General features: G+C 51.5%; 19 protein-coding genes and 1 other annotated feature. Of the genes, 9 read left to right on the top strand and 10 right to left on the bottom strand.

Going from position 1 to position 18,037, the window contains the following annotated elements; genetic code table 11:
* The 6 genes from E0D98_RS13210 to topA form a co-directional block, all read right to left on the bottom strand.
* The coding region (locus tag E0D98_RS13210; RefSeq protein WP_042034722.1) for an aconitase family protein at window positions 1-677 on the bottom strand (677 nt) is incomplete at its 3' end.
* A gap of 163 nt (window positions 678-840) precedes the next feature.
* Entirely contained in the window at window positions 841-936 is a 96-nt protein-coding gene (ymiC, locus tag E0D98_RS13215; RefSeq protein WP_001310756.1) for a small membrane protein YmiC, read from the bottom strand.
* Between the two features lie 113 nt (window positions 937-1,049).
* Window positions 1,050-1,217, bottom strand: a complete 168-nt coding sequence (gene yciX / locus E0D98_RS13220; protein ID WP_001297116.1) for a protein YciX — start codon at window positions 1,215-1,217, stop codon at window positions 1,050-1,052.
* A gap of 2 nt (window positions 1,218-1,219) precedes the next feature.
* The gene (locus E0D98_RS13225) at window positions 1,220-1,360 is read right to left on the bottom strand and encodes a YmiA family putative membrane protein (RefSeq protein ID WP_001300896.1); all 141 of its coding nucleotides are present in this window, start codon (window positions 1,358-1,360) and stop codon (window positions 1,220-1,222) included.
* 318 nt (window positions 1,361-1,678) lie between these two features.
* A complete protein-coding gene (gene cysB / locus E0D98_RS13230; protein ID WP_000776253.1) occupies window positions 1,679-2,653 on the bottom strand; it encodes an HTH-type transcriptional regulator CysB in 975 nt (324 codons plus the stop codon).
* Between the two features lie 209 nt (window positions 2,654-2,862).
* Window positions 2,863-5,460, bottom strand: a complete 2,598-nt coding sequence (topA, locus tag E0D98_RS13235) for a type I DNA topoisomerase (RefSeq protein WP_047086937.1) — start codon at window positions 5,458-5,460, stop codon at window positions 2,863-2,865.
* Window positions 5,461-5,839: 379 nt separating this feature from the next.
* Between topA and E0D98_RS13240 the strand changes: the two genes are divergently transcribed.
* Window positions 5,840-6,091: a YciN family protein gene (locus E0D98_RS13240; protein ID WP_001031530.1), complete on the top strand. Its 252-nt coding sequence runs from the start codon at window positions 5,840-5,842 to the stop codon at window positions 6,089-6,091.
* A gap of 35 nt (window positions 6,092-6,126) precedes the next feature.
* Here the strand turns inward: E0D98_RS13240 and sohB are convergent, their stop codons facing one another.
* Window positions 6,127-7,176 carry a protease SohB gene (sohB, locus tag E0D98_RS13245; RefSeq protein WP_000422045.1) on the bottom strand — a complete coding sequence of 350 codons (1,050 nt, stop codon included), beginning with the start codon at window positions 7,174-7,176 and terminating at the stop codon, window positions 6,127-6,129.
* 219 nt (window positions 7,177-7,395) lie between these two features.
* Between sohB and E0D98_RS13250 the strand changes: the two genes are divergently transcribed.
* Window positions 7,396-8,154 (top strand): YciK family oxidoreductase, encoded by a 759-nt coding sequence (locus tag E0D98_RS13250; RefSeq protein ID WP_000559280.1) that lies wholly within the window; start codon window positions 7,396-7,398, stop codon window positions 8,152-8,154.
* Entirely contained in the window at window positions 8,151-8,741 is a 591-nt protein-coding gene (gene cobO / locus E0D98_RS13255; RefSeq protein WP_001278904.1) for a cob(I)yrinic acid a,c-diamide adenosyltransferase, read from the top strand. Before E0D98_RS13250 ends, cobO begins: the two co-directional genes overlap by 4 nt.
* Before the next feature lie 39 nt (window positions 8,742-8,780).
* Here cobO and rluB read toward each other — a convergent pair whose 3' ends face one another.
* From rluB to rnm, 3 genes are all read right to left on the bottom strand, one after another.
* Entirely contained in the window at window positions 8,781-9,653 is an 873-nt protein-coding gene (rluB, locus tag E0D98_RS13260; RefSeq protein ID WP_001291216.1) for a 23S rRNA pseudouridine(2605) synthase RluB, read from the bottom strand.
* 100 nt (window positions 9,654-9,753) lie between these two features.
* On the bottom strand, window positions 9,754-10,374 hold the full coding sequence (locus tag E0D98_RS13265) for an L-threonylcarbamoyladenylate synthase (protein WP_001295575.1): 621 nt from the start codon (window positions 10,372-10,374) through the stop codon (window positions 9,754-9,756).
* Window positions 10,371-11,252, bottom strand: coding sequence for an RNase AM (gene rnm, locus E0D98_RS13270; protein WP_001285661.1), 882 nt, complete (start codon window positions 11,250-11,252; stop codon window positions 10,371-10,373). Before rnm ends, E0D98_RS13265 begins: the two co-directional genes overlap by 4 nt.
* Window positions 11,253-11,389: 137 nt before the next feature.
* Here rnm and trpL point away from each other — a divergent pair, with 137 nt between their 5' ends.
* The 6 genes from trpL to trpA form a co-directional block, all read left to right on the top strand.
* Window positions 11,390-11,434 carry a trp operon leader peptide gene (trpL, locus tag E0D98_RS13275; RefSeq protein ID WP_001700591.1) on the top strand — a complete coding sequence of 15 codons (45 nt, stop codon included), beginning with the start codon at window positions 11,390-11,392 and terminating at the stop codon, window positions 11,432-11,434.
* Window positions 11,411-11,504, top strand: a sequence feature (Trp leader region). (Overlaps the previous gene by 24 nt.)
* A gap of 21 nt (window positions 11,505-11,525) precedes the next feature.
* Window positions 11,526-13,088, top strand: a complete 1,563-nt coding sequence (trpE, locus tag E0D98_RS13280) for an anthranilate synthase component I (protein WP_001194590.1) — start codon at window positions 11,526-11,528, stop codon at window positions 13,086-13,088.
* Window positions 13,088-14,683, top strand: a complete 1,596-nt coding sequence (gene trpD / locus E0D98_RS13285) for a bifunctional anthranilate synthase glutamate amidotransferase component TrpG/anthranilate phosphoribosyltransferase TrpD (RefSeq protein ID WP_000763511.1) — start codon at window positions 13,088-13,090, stop codon at window positions 14,681-14,683. The genes trpE and trpD overlap by 1 nt, the downstream gene beginning before the upstream one ends.
* The gene (gene trpCF / locus E0D98_RS13290; protein ID WP_000983908.1) at window positions 14,684-16,045 is read left to right on the top strand and encodes a bifunctional indole-3-glycerol-phosphate synthase TrpC/phosphoribosylanthranilate isomerase TrpF; all 1,362 of its coding nucleotides are present in this window, start codon (window positions 14,684-14,686) and stop codon (window positions 16,043-16,045) included. It abuts the gene before it with no gap.
* 11 nt (window positions 16,046-16,056) lie between these two features.
* A complete protein-coding gene (trpB, locus tag E0D98_RS13295; RefSeq protein ID WP_000209520.1) occupies window positions 16,057-17,250 on the top strand; it encodes a tryptophan synthase subunit beta in 1,194 nt (397 codons plus the stop codon).
* A partial coding sequence (gene trpA, locus E0D98_RS13300; protein ID WP_131890688.1) for a tryptophan synthase subunit alpha occupies window positions 17,250-18,037 on the top strand: 788 nt, incomplete at its 3' end. The genes trpB and trpA, both read left to right, overlap by 1 nt.

Genomic DNA, 18,037 nt, shown 5'->3' on the forward strand with positions numbered 1-18,037 from the left:
CACCCCAGCACGCCAAGGCCGTTGATCATAGTGGTGTGCGAGTCAGTACCAACGAGTGTATCCGGATAAGCAATCCATTCACCGTCCTGCAATTCACTCCACACTGCTTTGCCGAGATATTCGAGGTTAACCTGATGGCAAATGCCTGTGCCTGGCGGCACGACGCTAAACCGACTGAACGCTTGCTTTCCCCATTTCAGGAACACATAACGTTCGTGGTTGCGCTCCATTTCCAGGCGTACGTTTTCTTCAAATGCCTCATCATCACCAAAACGATCGACGGTCACCGAGTGGTCAATGACCAGGTCGACCGGTGAGAGCGGGTTAACCTTTGCAGTATCGCCGCCGAGGCGTTTAACCGCTTCGCGCATTGCCGCCAGATCAACAACGGCAGGTACGCCGGTAAAGTCCTGCATCAGCACCCTTGCCGGGCGGTAGGCAATTTCACGGTCAGCATGGGCATTTTTCAGCCATCCTGCCAGCGCGTGGATATCCTCTTCGGTAACCGAGTTACCATCCTGCCAGCGCAGCAGGTTTTCGAGCAAAACTTTGAGTGACTTGGGCAGACGGGTGATATCGCCCAGTGATTTAGCAGCAAGCGGCAGGCTGTAGTAGTGGTAAGTTTTATCTTTGGCCTGCAACGTGTCCTTACTGGCTTCTCGTAGGGTTGACGACATAGCTCCTCCTTAATGACAGGGTTGCGAAGCCCTGATTCTCTTCAGGGTGAATATTAAAGATAACACAAACATCGCGTAACGATTTGATAACAACCCAAATTGATAAAAGAGGAGAAACCTTGTGGCAAAGCAAATGACAACCCCGCCGCAGCGGGGTCAAGGATCAGTGAGTAATGATCCAGAGGAGTTCGGCCCAGAAGAGCATCGACAGAGAAAACGCGCCCATCCAGGACCAATATTTCATATTTGTGTTGATCATAGGCTACACCCTTAACGGTTATTACTTTGTGTTGAGATAACTCAACCTGTTATTGCTGCGGTGTATTAAAAGCCCTGTAATTCATTAAAAATGGGTAATAAGAATGATGATAATTATTGTTTCGGCTGATCATCTTCAGCAAACAGTTCTATAAAGGCTTGCTGCTGCGATGTTAGTTGCCAGTCGTCTGGAATAACGACGGAACATTCCCGTTTCGTTTCTGTTTCATTGTCACTATGCTGGCATAATGGTGACGACTCCAGTTGCTCCTGACCGACCATAGTTATCCCCACACTTTCCAAATCAGCAGTGCGACAACCACCCAGAAAAGTGCAGAACCAAGAAAAACCGCCAGCCAGGCTTTACGTTTTAATTCAGGATCGCGGCGGGGTTCCTGATTTCCAGAAGGCATTGCTAACCTCATATAATCGCCATCACTTATCAGCAAGACGTTGAACGATTGGTGTAATTAATTATACGATGAGACAAATCCTAAAGAAACTTTAGTCAAAAATCCAGCGAATTTACGAATCGTCTCCAGTGAATAATTCAATCTTTTGACCTGAAATAGATATTTGAAAACTGGAATTTGCGAGGCGGGTAATTAGACACTACTTTACAGGTAATTTACCCTATAAATATGAGGGATAAAAATATTGTGCACGGTATACAAATAAGTAACAAAAGAGAATATATTCCGGCACCTTCGCTACATAAAAGGTGCCGAAAATAACGCAAGAAATTATTTTTCCGGCAGTTTTATATCTTTAAACATGACCTCAATTTCTTCATTGGAGCGCAATGCGACAGCCGCATCAACGACATCACGCGTTAAATGCGGTGCAAAACGCTGAATGAAATCATACATATAACTGCGCAAAAAAGTACTACGGCGAAAACCAATTTTGGTTGTACTGTGGCTGAAGATATCGTGAGCATCAACGCGCACAAGGTCGGGATCGGCGACCGGATCCACCGCCATGCTGGCAATGACCCCTACCCCCAGCCCTAACCGGACGTAAGTTTTAATGACGTCAGCATCCGTTGCCGTGAAAACGATACGCGGCGTTAACCCTGCGCGGTTAAAGGCAGTATCCAGTTCTGAACGTCCGGTAAAGCCGAAGGTATATGTCACCAACGGATATTGCGCCAGTTCTTCAATGGTAATGGCTTTTTTGCCTGCCAGCGGGTGATCCGGAGTGACTACAATAGCCCGATTCCAGTGGTAGCACGGTAACATCACTAAATCTTCATACAGATGCAGCGCTTCTGTGGCGATAGCGAAATCGGCATTGCCTTTAGAGACGGCATCAGCAATTTGTGTCGGCGAGCCCTGGTGCATATGCAAAGAAACGCGAGGATAACGCTCAATAAAGCCTTTGATGACGTTTGGTAATGCGTAGCGTGCCTGGGTATGCGTGGTGGCGATATACAGCGAGCCTTTATCCGGCCAGGTGTGCTCTCCGGCAACCGATTTTATGGCATCGACTTTCGACAGGACTTCGCGAGCGATACGAATTATTTCTTGTCCTGCTGGCGTTACCTGCGTCAGGTGCTTGCCGCTTCGGGAAAAAATTTGAATGCCTAGCTCGTCTTCCAGCATTCTGACTTGTTTACTGATCCCGGGTTGTGATGTGTAAAGTCCTTCCGCTGTTGATGAGACATTCAGGTTATGATTGACCACCTCAACAATATAGCGAAGTTGTTGTAATTTCATGTTAAACCATCCACTTAGACGCCATCAGAACATCGTTTTTTCGTCACACCTGGCGGGTGACTAATACGATTTAATAATAAAAAAGGTGCTAACTATAACCACTATATCATTTATAGCCTTAGTGTATAGGTGTGAAGAAAAAATAATATGCAATAAAAAAGGGCCGCTTTCGCGACCCTTTGTTTATAAAAACCTGACAGAATTAAAGGTTATTTTTTTCCTTCAACCCATTTGCCATCAACATAAAATGCTGACCAGCCAGTCGCCTTTCCGTCTTTTTCCGAAGAGACATATTGCTGTTTGGTTTTACGGCTAAAGCGAACCATGGTCTTATTATCTTCCGGATCCTGCTGTGGCGCATCGGCCAGATAACGCAGTTTTTCCGGCAGACGGTCGCGGAAGCGATAAAGCTCTTCCACCAGTGGCGCACGCGTTTCACGCGATTTCGGGAAAGTGTTGGCAGCCAGGAACACACCGGCAGCACCGTCACGCAGCACGAAATAAGCATCTGATTTTTCGCACGGCAGCTCAGGTAATGGCACCGGATCTTCTTTCGGTGGTGCCACTTCGCCGTTACGTAAAATCTTACGTGTGTTTTTACACTCTTCGTTGGTGCAGGCCATGTATTTACCGAAACGCCCCATTTTCAGGTGCATTTCAGAGCCACATTTTTCACACTCAACGATCGGGCCGTCATAACCTTTAATGCGGAATTCGCCCTCTTCGATCTCGTAACCGTCGCAGGTTGGGTTATTACCACAGACATGCAACTTACGTTTCGGATCGATGAGATAGCTGTCCATCGCCGTGCCGCATTTCGGGCAACGACGTTTTGCGCGCAGCGCGTTGGTTTCAGCATCTTCGCCTTCCAGCACGTTCAGCACTTCGTTTTCCGGCACCAGGTTAATGGTGGTTTTGCAACGCTCTTTCGGCGGCAGCGCATAGCCAGAACAGCCAAGGAATACCCCGGTGCTCGCTGTGCGAATCCCCATTTTGCGACCACAAGTCGGGCAGTCAATGCTGGTCAGAACCATCTGGTTCGGGCGCATACCACCCTCTTCCGGATCTTTTTCAGCTTTATCTAACTGCTGGGTGAAATCCGAGAAGAAGTGATCCAGTACAGCTTTCCACTCTGCTTCGTGATTTGCCACCTGGTCGAGGCTGTTTTCCATCTGCGCGGTAAAGTCGTAGTTCATTAACTCGCGGAAATTTTCTTCAAGGCGATCGGTGACGATTTCGCCCATTTTTTCCGCATAGAAACGACGATTTTCTACTCGCACGTAGCCACGATCCTGAATGGTCGAAATGATCGACGCATAGGTAGACGGACGACCGATACCACGTTTTTCCAGCTCTTTAACCAGCGATGCTTCACTGAAACGGGCTGGCGGCTTGGTAAAGTGCTGGGCTGGTGTAAGTTCAACGAGCGTCAGAGCATCGCCTTTATTAACTGCTGGTAAGATGCGATCTTCATCGCCTTTACGCAACGCAGGCATCACTTTTGTCCAGCCATCAAAACGCAAAATACGACCGCGTGCTTTCAGGCGGAAATCGCCCGCACCAACGGTCAGCGTCGTGGAGTCATATTTCGCTGGGGTCATCTGGCAGGCTACGAACTGACGCCAGATTAACTGGTACAGTTTCTGCGCATCTGCTTCCATATCCTTCAGCGATTCCGCCATCACATTGACGTCAGAAGGACGAATCGCTTCATGCGCTTCCTGTGAGTTTTCTTTGCTGGCGTACTGATTCGGACTTTCCGGCAGATATTTCTTACCAAAATTATCGCTGATATAACCGCGAACCATATTTACCGCGTCCTGACTCAGGTTAGTGGAGTCGGTACGCATGTAAGTGATATAGCCTGCTTCATACAAACGCTGCGCCATCATCATGGTTTTTTTCACGCCAAATCCAAGACGGGTGCTGGCAGCTTGTTGCAGCGTAGAGGTAATAAAAGGAGCGCCAGGTTTACTGGTTGTCGGTTTGTCTTCACGTTCCAGCACGCTGTAGCGCGCTTTTTCCAGCAGACTTACCGCAGCCTGAGTTTGTTCTTTGTTGACCGGACGGAACGGTTTGTCGTTCTGATGAGTCACCTGTAACGCCAACGCTTCACCAGATGGCGTGGTCGTGCTGGCATCGACTTCCCAGAACTCTTCCGGCACGAACGCTTTAATTTCACGCTCACGCTCGACCACCAGGCGAACCGCCACCGACTGCACACGACCGGCAGACAGACCACGAGCGATCTTTTTCCATAGCAGCGGCGAAACCATATACCCCACCACGCGGTCCATAAAGCGACGCGCCTGCTGGGCATTAACACGATCAATATTCAGCTCACCCGGTTTATTAAATGCCTGGCGGATCGCGTTTTTAGTAATTTCGTTAAACACCACTCGGCTATAGCGCGCATCATCACCCCCAATCACTTCCCGCAGGTGCCATGCAATGGCTTCCCCTTCGCGGTCAAGGTCGGTTGCGAGATAGATGTGGTCGGCTTTTTCAGCCAGTTGTTTCAGTTCAGAGACGACCTTCTCTTTACCAGGCAACACTTCATAGTGCGCCTCCCAATTGTGCCACGGGTCAACCCCCATACGGTTGACGAGAGCGCCACGTTCATCCTTTTTAGGCTTTTTAGCCGTCTTGGTGGAGGTAGAGTCGGCACTCTTTTTGGCAGCTGAGCCACTGGTCGGCAAATCGCGGATGTGACCGACGCTGGATTTCACCACGTAGTCACTACCCAGATACTTGTTGATCGTTTTGGCTTTTGCCGGGGACTCAACGATGACAAGAGCTTTACCCATATTCACCTTACCTAATTTGATTCTTCCAGGAATGCGTCGCACGTTGATAAACCTTCCACTGGCAACGAGTTACCGATATGGACTCGTTCTCTGCGGATATCAACCCCTTGTCGTGACTCTGTTCACGAAAATTCAGGTGACTGAGTTAACAGGTCTTGGCCTACAGGCGCTATAGCACGACGGAATTTTGGTCGAATGTCAAGCAAATCTATTGCCAGATTGACGAAAGCGTCACACTGTACCTGATAAAATCCGATACGCAACTTTATTAGCATGCAAAATCCAAAGTTACCAGTAAGGCGCTCTTGCCACCAGCGTGGTATATTTGTCTGCAAGCCATGCCTGGCGTAGACTAATGTCCTTGTTTAAGGAGTAAATAATGAACAAAGAGACACAACCCATCGACCGCGAAACGCTGTTGAAAGAGGCCAACAAAATCATTCGTGAGCATGAGGATACGCTCGCAGGGATTGAAGCCACCGGCGTCACGCAGCGTAATGGCGTGCTGGTATTTACCGGCGACTACTTTTTAGATGAACAAGGATTGCCAACAGCCAAAAGCACCGCGGTGTTTAATATGTTCAAACACCTGGCCCATGTGCTTTCAGAAAAATATCATCTGGTTGATTAAAGCAAAACGCGAGGTCTTAGCCTCGCGTTTGTCTTTTACATCAATGGCTTTTGACCCCGCTGCCACCAGCGTAGCAACAATCGATCGGCGCTCTCTGCCGCGCTGCCGGTGAATCGGTCAATGAGTCGTTTACGCTGCATATAGCGTACATTAACCACTTCACGGCCTTCCATCAGGCTAAGAATAACTTCATCACTGGTGTTGATTTCATCAACCAGGCCTTTCTCTACCGCCTGTTGTCCGTACCAGTGTTCACCCGTTGCCACCTGTTCAATATCCAGAGACGGACGCATACGCTTCACAAAATCTTTAAACAACTGATGCGTTTCGTTCAACTCTTCGCGGAATTTCTCCCGCCCCTCTTCGGTATTTTCACCCAGCAAGGTCAGAGTACGCTTATACTGCCCGGCAGTGTGCAGTTCGATATCAATATCTTTGCTTTTCAGGAAGCGGTTAAAGTTGGGCATTTGCGCCACCACCCCAATGGAACCCACAATAGCAAACGGTGCGGAAACAATTTTGTCCGCCACACAGGCCATCATGTAACCGCCGCTGGCAGCGACTTTGTCTACCGTAACAGTTAAAGGAATGTTTTTATCACGCAGACGCTGCAGCTGCGAAGCCGCCAACCCGTAACCATGCACCATGCCACCAGGGCTTTCCAGACGGAGCACAACCTGATCCTGCGGTTTGAATGCTGCGAGTACCGCCGTTATCTCTTCACGTAGCGAGTTCACTTCATGGGCGTCCATGCTGCCTTTAAAATCCAGCACCCAGACGCGAGGTTTACTGTCAGTTGCCACCTCGCCCAGTTTGGCTTTCGCTTTTGCTGCTTTCGCTTCTTGCTTGTGCTTTTTCTTCTGCGCTTTGTGCCACTGTTTTTGCTGATGTGAGTCCATCAGCGCCGCGGCCAGTTCTTCTTTCATCTCCTTATACTGTTCGCTGAGATTGTTGACCCGTAACTCGCCACGCTGGCGTTTATTACGTTGAGCAACATTGACAATAATGGCGGCAATCGCCGCAATCGCTAGCACAACGGTAACGATTTTCGCCAAAAACAAACCATATTCAGACAACAATTCCACGAGTCCCCACCTTGGTTAAACAACGCTTTGGCTCACAGTTTACAACAGGCATGTTAAGCCGTCTCGCAGAGATGTTATTGCAGCGAAAGTATGACAAAGTATCCATTTTGCGGTGTTATCGCCCCAGGCTGATTGAAATGCCCTTCTGTTTCAGGCATAAAGCCCCAAAGTCATAAAGTACACTGGCAGCACGACAGACAACGTCGTTGAGGAGTAGCCATGCATTACCAGCCAAAACAAGATTTACTCAATGATCGCATTATCCTGGTGACGGGAGCCAGCGATGGGATTGGCCGTGAAGCCGCGATGACGTATGCACGCTATGGTGCGACAGTGATTCTGTTGGGCCGTAATGAAGAAAAATTACGTCAGGTAGCCAGCCACATAAACGAAGAAACTGGACGTCAGCCACAGTGGTTTATTCTCGATTTGCTGACCTGCACGTCCGAAGATTGCCAACAACTGGCACAGCGCATTACCGTTAATTATCCGCGTCTGGATGGTGTTTTGCATAATGCCGGATTGCTCGGCGATGTTTGCCCAATGAGCGAACAAAATCCACAGGTCTGGCAGGACGTCATACAGGTCAACGTTAATGCCACCTTTATGCTCACCCAGGCACTGCTTCCTTTATTACTCAAATCGGACGCCGGTTCACTGGTCTTTACTTCATCAAGCGTTGGACGTCAGGGACGAGCCAACTGGGGCGCATATGCAGCGTCGAAATTTGCCACCGAAGGGATGATGCAGGTACTGGCCGATGAATATCAGCAGCGCCTGCGCGTCAACTGCATTAACCCAGGCGGTACGCGCACCGCAATGCGTGCCAGCGCCTTCCCGACCGAAGATCCACAGAAACTTAAAACACCCGCTGATATCATGCCGCTCTACCTCTGGCTGATGGGCGATGACAGCCGCCGTAAAACCGGCATGACCTTTGACGCCCAACCGGGCCGTAAACCAGGAATTTCCCAATGAGTGATGAACGCTACCAACAGCGTCAGCAGCGAGTGAAAGAAAAAGTAGATGCTCGTGTGGCCCAGGCCCAGGATGAACGCGGTATTATCATCGTCTTTACCGGCAATGGAAAAGGCAAAACCACCGCGGCATTTGGTACGGCAACACGCGCAGTTGGTCACGGAAAAAAAGTAGGCGTCGTGCAGTTTATTAAAGGCACCTGGCCTAATGGCGAACGCAATCTGCTGGAGCCACATGGCGTTGAGTTTCAGGTGATGGCAACGGGCTTTACCTGGGATACACAAAACCGCGAGTCTGATACCGCCGCCTGCCGCGAAGTCTGGCAACATGCAAAGCGGATGCTTGCTGATTCCTCACTGGATATGGTTTTGCTTGATGAACTGACGTATATGGTGGCGTATGACTATTTGCCACTGGAAGAAGTGGTGCAGGCGTTAAATGAACGTCCACATCAACAGACGGTGATTATCACGGGTCGAGGCTGTCATCGGGATATTCTTGAACTGGCGGATACGGTAAGTGAGCTGCGCCCCATCAAACATGCGTTTGATGCCGGTGTTAAGGCGCAAATAGGGATTGATTATTAATCTGTAAAAATGCCGGATATGACGTCCGGCATACTTTGATTAACCGTTATTACGCCCGCCAGAACGACGACCGCCGCTCACCTGACTGTGACGTTTCACCGCACGACGAATCTGATTAGCCTTCATGCGACGACGGTCTTTTTCTACAGCGACTTTAGAGCTGGTTTCTGGCGGAAGCTCCACCAGTTCGCGCAGATAGTTAGTCTGGGCGAGGTCCAGCTCCGTCCAGCCACCGCGTGGCAGACCTTTTGGCAGTGGGATATCACCGTAACGAACACGGATCAGGCGGCTCACCTGCACACCAACCGCTTCCCACAGACGACGAACTTCACGGTTACGGCCTTCGGTCAGAGTCACGTTGTACCACTGGTTGATCCCTTCGCCGCCGCTGAACTTGATGGTTTTAAAAGCTGCCGGACCATCTTCCAGTTGCACGCCACGACTCAAATCACGCAGTTTCGCGTCGTCAACCTGACCAAATACACGCACGGCGTATTCACGTTCAACTTCACGGCTTGGATGCATTAAACGGTTTGCCAGTTCACCATCGGTGGTGAACAGCAGCAGACCACAGGTGTTAACATCCAGACGACCTACGGCAATCCAGCGTGCGCCACGCAGCTTTGGCAGACGGTCAAACACCGTCGGACGCCCTTCCGGATCGTTACGGGTACACAACTCACCTTCCGGTTTGTAATAGGCCAGAACGCGACAAATTTGTTCAGCGGACTCACGTACCGAAATCAGATGACCATCGATACGAATTTTCAGCCCAGGGGTAACTTCAACGCGATCGCCGAGTTTAGCAATTTTGCCATCAACACTCACACGACCGGCTTCAATAATAGATTCGATTTCACGGCGGGAGCCGTGGCCAGCGCGGGCCAGCACTTTCTGTAATTTTTCGCTCATAGAGCTTCCTTTTGGTGTCGCCTTCACAGGCGTCGAACAGGAGAATCAATGGCGCCGTATAGCGCCATTTTAAGGCCGCGTAGTATACAGAGTTACGCACTTATAAGAAAGGCTTCACATCACCTACGCCTTCACGCACCACGACCGGCGTATCATCGGTAAGATCAATAACCGTTGTCGGTTTCTGTCCGAGATAGCCGCCGTGGATAATCAAATCCACCTGTTTTTCCAGACGGTCTTTAATTTCTTCGGGATCGGATTCGGTAAATTCGCTGCCTGGCAGCATTAGCGAAGTGGAAAGCATCGGTTCGCCCAGTGCTTCAAGCAACGCCTGCGCAATCGGGTTAGAAGGCACACGCATACCGATGGTTTTGCGTTTTTCCTGCAACAGACGGCGTGGCACTTCCTTCGTCCCCTTCAAGATGAAGGTATAGTTGCCCGGCGTGTTGTTTTTCATTAAACGAAACGCAACGTTATCAACAAATGAATAGGTCGAGAGTTCAGAAAGATCGCGACACATCAGGGTAAAGTTGTGACCGTCCGGCAGCTGGCGAATACGACAAATACGCTCCATCGCGTTTTTATCTTCAATTTTACAGCCGAGCGCATAGCCGGAATCAGTTGGATAAACAATCACCCCGCCTTTACGCACGATCTCCACCGCCTGGTTGATCAGACGTTGCTGTGGGTTATCAGGATGAATATAAAAAAACTGGCTCATAATTCCCTCTCTGTGGTGTTCTGCGGCTGTTCCCATAGCTGCCAGACGCCTTCAACGCCTGCGGGCAGCCAGAGTTTACGACCCAGTTCGATCCACGGGCATGGCTGATGAAAATCAGATCCTTGTGATGCCCATAAATGATGCTGACGCGCAAGGGCCGCCAGCTGGGTACGTTCATTGGGCGATTGCTGGCACTGCGCGACTTCCATCGCGTCACCGTGGTGTTCGGCAAAATGCGCAACCAATCTTTTCAGCCATTTAGCACTAAGATTGTACCGCCCAGGATGAGCTAGCACCGCCTTACCGCCAGAATGATGAATGACATCAATAGCTTGTTCTATTGTACACCACTGTGGCGGAACGTATCCGGTTTTCCCGCGCGCCAGATACTTTTTAAAGACATCCGCCATTGAACTGGCTTTGCCGCACTCAACAAGGAAACGCGCAAAATGACCGCGCGTCACTGCGCCGCCCTGCGCCAGTCGTTGTGCGCCTTCCAGCGCCCCAGGTATTTGCGCTTTTTCAAGTCTTTCGGCAATCAGCTGCGCCCGCTGATTGCGCCGTTCTGTCTGCTGCGCGAGGAACTCACACATTAGCGGATGAGTAATATCAATATTCAGCCCGACAATATGAATTTCATGATTTTCCCAGACCGTGGAAATTTCCACGCCGGGAATAAGATTCAACGCCAGTCCCGAACGTGAAATTTCCTCTCTTGCTGGCGCGATTGCAGCTGTGGTGTCATGGTCGGTGATCGCCAGGGTGCCGACGCGCATCTCGACTGCACGGTGCACCAATGCTTCTGGCGTCAGGCAGCCATCGGAAGCTGTGGTATGGCTGTGCAGGTCGTAAATCACTGCATAATTCGTGTCGCTCAAGGCGCACTCCCGTTCTGGATAATGTTTTTTGCGCCGACATCATAACGGTTCTGGCAAATATTCTGAAATGAGCTGTTGACAATTAATCATCGAACTAGTTAACTAGTACGCAAGTTCACGTAAAAAGGGTATCGACAATGAAAGCAATTTTCGTACTGAAAGGTTGGTGGCGCACTTCCTGAAACGGGCAGTGTATTCACCATGCGTAAAGCAATCAGATACCCAGCCCGCCTAATGAGCGGGCTTTTTTTTGAACAAAATTAGAGAATAACAATGCAAACACAAAAACCGACTCTCGAACTGCTAACCTGCGAAGGCGCTTATCGCGACAATCCCACCGCGCTTTTTCACCAGTTGTGTGGGGATCGTCCGGCAACGCTGCTGCTGGAATCCGCAGATATCGACAGCAAAGATGATTTAAAAAGCCTGCTGCTGGTAGACAGTGCGCTGCGCATTACAGCTTTAGGTGACACTGTCACAATCCAGGCACTTTCCGGCAACGGCGAAGCCCTGCTGACACTACTGGATAACGCCCTGCCTGCGGGTGTGGAAAATGAACAATTACCAAACTGCCGTGTGCTGCGCTTCCCCCCTGTCAGTCCACTGCTGGATGAAGACGCTCGCTTATGCTCCCTTTCGGTTTTTGACGCTTTCCGTTTATTGCAGAATCTGTTGAATGTACCGAAGGAAGAACGAGAAGCAATGTTCTTCGGCGGCCTGTTCTCTTATGACCTTGTGGCGGGATTTGAAGATTTACCGCAACTGTCAGCGGAAAATAACTGCCCTGATTTCTGTTTTTATCTCGCTGAAACTCTGATGGTGATTGACCATCAGAAAAAAAGCACCCGTATTCAGGCCAGCCTGTTTGCTCCGAATGAAGAAGAAAAACAACGTCTCACTGCTCGCCTGAACGAACTACGTCAGCAACTGACCGAAGCCGCGCCGCCGCTGCCGGTGGTTTCCGTGCCGCATATGCGTTGTGAATGTAATCAGAGCGATGAAGAGTTCGGTGGCGTAGTGCGTTTGTTGCAAAAAGCGATTCGCGCTGGAGAAATTTTCCAGGTGGTGCCATCTCGCCGTTTCTCTCTGCCCTGCCCGTCACCGCTGGCGGCCTATTACGTGCTGAAAAAGAGTAATCCCAGCCCGTACATGTTTTTTATGCAGGATAATGATTTCACCCTGTTTGGCGCGTCGCCGGAAAGTTCGCTCAAGTATGACGCCACCAGCCGCCAGATTGAGATCTACCCGATTGCCGGAACACGTCCACGCGGTCGTCGTGCCGATGGCTCGCTGGACAGAGACCTCGACAGCCGCATCGAACTGGAAATGCGTACCGATCATAAAGAGCTTTCTGAACATCTGATGCTGGTGGATCTTGCCCGTAATGATCTGGCACGCATTTGCACCCCCGGCAGCCGCTACGTCGCCGACCTCACCAAAGTTGACCGTTACTCTTACGTGATGCACCTGGTCTCCCGCGTGGTCGGTGAACTGCGCCACGATCTCGACGCCCTACACGCTTACCGCGCCTGTATGAATATGGGGACGTTAAGCGGTGCGCCGAAAGTGCGCGCCATGCAGTTAATTGCCGAGGCGGAAGGTCGTCGCCGCGGCAGCTACGGCGGCGCGGTAGGTTATTTCACCGCGCACGGCGATCTCGACACCTGCATTGTGATCCGCTCGGCGCTGGTGGAAAACGGTATCGCCACCGTGCAAGCCGGTGCTGGCGTAGTCCTTGATTCTATTCCGCAGTCGGAAGCCGACGAAACCCGTAATAAAGCCCGCGCTGTACTGCGCGCTATTGCCACCGCGCATCATGCACAGGAGACTTTCTGATGGCTGACATACTGCTGCTCGATAATATCGACTCTTTTACGTACAACCTGGCAGATCAGTTGCGCAGCAATGGGCATAACGTGGTGATTTACCGCAACCATATTCCGGCGCAGACCTTAATTGAACGCCTGGCGACCATGAGCAATCCGGTACTGATGCTTTCTCCTGGCCCCGGTGTGCCGAGCGAAGCCGGTTGTATGCCGGAACTCCTCACCCGCTTGCGTGGCAAGCTGCCCATTATTGGCATTTGCCTCGGACATCAGGCAATTGTCGAAGCTTACGGGGGCTATGTCGGTCAGGCGGGCGAAATTCTTCACGGTAAAGCGTCGAGCATTGAACATGACGGTCAGGCGATGTTTGCCGGATTAACAAACCCGCTGCCGGTGGCGCGTTATCACTCGCTGGTTGGCAGTAACATTCCGGCCGGTTTAACCATCAACGCCCATTTTAATGGCATGGTGATGGCAGTACGTCACGATGCGGATCGCGTTTGTGGATTCCAGTTCCATCCGGAATCCATTCTCACCACCCAGGGCGCTCGCCTGCTGGAACAAACGCTGGCCTGGGCGCAGCAGAAACTAGAGCCAGCCAACACGCTGCAACCGATTCTGGAAAAACTGTATCAGGCGCAGACGCTTAGCCAACAAGAAAGCCACCAGCTGTTTTCAGCGGTGGTGCGTGGCGAGCTGAAGCCGGAACAACTGGCGGCGGCGCTGGTGAGCATGAAAATTCGCGGTGAGCACCCGAACGAGATCGCCGGGGCAGCAACCGCGCTACTGGAAAACGCAGCGCCGTTCCCGCGCCCGGATTATCTGTTTGCTGATATCGTCGGTACTGGCGGTGACGGCAGCAACAGTATCAATATTTCTACCGCCAGTGCGTTTGTCGCCGCGGCCTGTGGGCTGAAAGTGGCGAAACACGGCAACCGTAGCGTCTCCAGTAAATCTGGTTCGTCCGATCTGCTGGCGGCGTTCGGTATTAATCTTGATATGAACGCCGATAAATCGCGCCAGGCGCTGGATGAGTTAGGCGTATGTTTCCTCTTTGCACCGAAATATCACACCGGATTTCGCCATGCAATGCCGGTTCGCCAGCAACTAAAAACCCGCACCCTGTTCAATGTGCTGGGGCCATTGATTAACCCGGCGCATCCGCCGCTGGCGTTAATTGGTGTTTATAGTCCGGAACTGGTGCTGCCGATTGCCGAAACCTTGCGCGTGCTGGGGTATCAACGCGCGGCGGTGGTGCACAGCGGCGGGATGGATGAAGTTTCATTACACGCGCCGACAATCGTTGCCGAGCTGCATGACGGCGAAATTAAGAGCTATCAATTGACCGCTGAAGATTTTGGCCTGACACCCTACCACCAGGAGCAACTGGCAGGCGGAACACCGGAAGAAAACCGTGACATTTTAACACGTTTGTTACAAGGTAAAGGCGACGCCGCCCATGAAGCAGCCGTCGCTGCGAACGTCGCCATGTTAATGCGCCTGCATGGCCATGAAGATCTGCAAGCCAATGCGCAAACCGTTCTTGAGGTACTGCGCAGTGGTTCCGCTTACGACAGAGTTACCGCGCTGGCGGCACGAGGGTAAATGATGCAAACCGTTTTAGCGAAAATCGTCGCAGACAAGGCGATTTGGGTAGAAACCCGCAAACAGCAGCAACCGCTGGCCAGTTTTCAGAATGAGGTTCAGCCGAGCACGCGACATTTTTATGATGCGCTACAGGGTGCGCGCACGGCGTTTATTCTGGAGTGCAAGAAAGCGTCGCCGTCAAAAGGCGTGATCCGTGATGATTTCGATCCAGCACGCATTGCCGCCATTTATAAACATTACGCTTCGGCAATTTCGGTGCTGACTGATGAGAAATATTTTCAGGGGAGCTTTGATTTCCTCCCCATCGTCAGCCAAATCGCCCCGCAGCCGATTTTATGTAAAGACTTCATTATCGATCCTTACCAGATCTATCTGGCGCGCTATTACCAGGCTGATGCCTGCTTATTAATGCTTTCAGTACTGGATGACGAACAATATCGCCAGCTTGCCGCCGTCGCCCACAGTCTGGAGATGGGTGTGCTGACCGAAGTCAGTAATGAAGAGGAACTGGAGCGTGCCATTGCATTGGGGGCAAAGGTCGTTGGCATCAACAACCGCGATCTGCGGGATTTGTCGATTGATCTCAACCGTACCCGCGAGCTTGCGCCGAAACTGGGGCACAACGTAACGGTAATCAGCGAATCCGGCATCAATACTTACGCTCAGGTGCGCGAGTTAAGCCACTTCGCTAACGGTTTTCTGATTGGTTCGGCGTTGATGGCCCATGACGATTTGCACGCCGCCGTGCGCCGGGTGTTGCTGGGTGAGAATAAAGTATGTGGCCTGACGCGTGGGCAAGATGCTAAAGCAGCTTATGACGCGGGCGCGATTTACGGTGGGTTGATTTTTGTTGCGACATCACCGCGTTGCGTCAACGTTGAACAGGCGCAGGAAGTGATGGCTGCGGCACCGTTGCAGTATGTTGGCGTGTTCCGCAATCACGATATTGCCGATGTGGTGGACAAAGCTAAGGTGTTATCGCTGGCGGCAGTGCAACTGCATGGTAATGAAGATCAGCTGTATATCGATACGCTGCGTGAAGCTCTGCCAGCACACGTTGCCATCTGGAAAGCATTAAGCGTCGGTGAAACCCTGCCCGCCCGCGAGCTTCAGCACGTTGATAAATATGTTTTAGACAACGGCCAGGGTGGAAGCGGGCAACGTTTCGACTGGTCACTATTAAATGGTCAATCGCTTGGCAACGTTCTGCTGGCGGGGGGCTTAGGCGCAGATAACTGCGTGGAAGCGGCACAAACCGGCTGCGCCGGACTTGATTTTAATTCTGCTGTAGAGTCGCAACCGGGCATCAAAGACGCACGTCTTTTGGCCTCGGTTTTCCAGACGCTGCGCGCATATTAAGGAAAGGAACAATGACAACATTACTTAACCCCTATTTTGGTGAGTTTGGCGGCATGTACGTGCCACAAATCCTGATGCCTGCTCTGCGCCAGCTGGAAGAAGCTTTTGTCAGTGCGCAAAAAGATCCTGAATTTCAGGCTCAGTTCAACGACCTGCTGAAAAACTATGCCGGGCGTCCAACCGCGCTGACCAAATGCCAGAACATTACAGCCGGGACGAACACCACGCTGTATCTCAAGCGTGAAGATTTGCTGCACGGCGGCGCGCATAAAACTAACCAGGTGCTGGGGCAGGCGTTGCTGGCGAAGCGGATGGGTAAAACCGAAATCATCGCCGAAACCGGTGCCGGTCAGCATGGCGTGGCGTCGGCCCTTGCCAGCGCCCTGCTCGGCCTGAAATGCCGTATTTATATGGGTGCCAAAGACGTTGAACGCCAGTCGCCTAACGTTTTTCGTATGCGCTTAATGGGTGCGGAAGTGATCCCGGTGCATAGCGGTTCCGCGACGCTGAAAGATGCCTGTAACGAGGCGCTGCGCGACTGGTCCGGTAGTTACGAAACCGCGCACTATATGCTGGGCACCGCAGCTGGCCCGCATCCTTATCCGACCATTGTGCGTGAGTTTCAGCGGATGATTGGCGAAGAAACCAAAGCGCAGATTCTGGAAAGAGAAGGTCGCCTGCCGGATGCCGTTATCGCCTGTGTTGGCGGCGGTTCGAATGCCATCGGCATGTTTGCTGATTTCATCAATGAAACCAACGTCGGCCTGATTGGTGTGGAGCCAGGTGGTCACGGTATCGAAACTGGCGAGCACGGCGCACCGCTAAAACATGGTCGCGTGGGTATCTATTTCGGTATGAAAGCGCCGATGATGCAAACCGAAGACGGGCAGATTGAAGAATCTTACTCCATCTCCGCCGGACTGGATTTCCCGTCTGTCGGCCCACAACACGCGTATCTTAACAGCACTGGACGCGCTGATTACGTGTCTATTACCGATGATGAAGCCCTTGAAGCCTTCAAAACGCTGTGCCTGCACGAAGGGATCATCCCGGCGCTGGAATCCTCCCACGCCCTGGCCCATGCGTTGAAAATGATGCGCGAAAACCCGGATAAAGAGCAGCTACTGGTGGTTAACCTTTCCGGTCGCGGCGATAAAGACATCTTCACCGTTCACGATATTTTGAAAGCACGAGGGGAAATCTGATGGAACGCTACGAATCTCTGTTTGCCCAGTTGAAGGAGCGCAAAGAAGGCGCATTCGTTCCTTTCGTCACGCTCGGTGATCCGGGCATTGAGCAGTCATTGAAAATTATCGATACGCTAATTGAAGCCGGTGCTGACGCGCTGGAGTTAGGTATCCCCTTCTCCGACCCACTGGCGGATGGCCCGACGATTCAAAACGCCACTCTGCGCGCCTTTGCGGCAGGTGTGACTCCGGCACAATGTTTTGAAATGCTGGCACTGATTCGCCAGAAACACCCGACCATTCCCATTGGCCTGTTGATGTATGCCAATCTGGTGTTTAACAAAGGCATTGATGAGTTTTATGCCCAGTGCGAAAAAGTCGGCGTCGATTCGGTGCTGGTTGCCGATGTGCCAGTTGAAGAGTCCGCGCCCTTCCGCCAGGCCGCGTTGCGTCATAATGTCGCACCTATCTTCATCTGCCCGCCAAATGCCGATGACGACCTGCTGCGCCAGATAGCCTCTTACGGTCGTGGTTACACCTATTTGCTGTCACGAGCGGGCGTGACCGGCGCAGAAAACCGCGCCGCGTTACCCCTCAATCATCTGGTTGCGAAGCTGAAAGAGTACAACGCTGCACCTCCATTGCAGGGATTTGGTATTTCCGCCCCGGATCAGGTAAAAGCAGCGATTGATGCAGGAGCTGCGGGCGCGATTTCTGGTTCGGCCATTGTTAAAATCATCGAGCAACATATTAATGAGCCAGAGAAAATGCTGGCGGCACTGAAAGTTTTTGTACAACCGATGAA

Origin of the sequence: Escherichia sp. KCJ4928, assembly GCF_004352695.1 — a bacterium.
Classification (GTDB): domain Bacteria; phylum Pseudomonadota; class Gammaproteobacteria; order Enterobacterales; family Enterobacteriaceae; genus ECMA0423.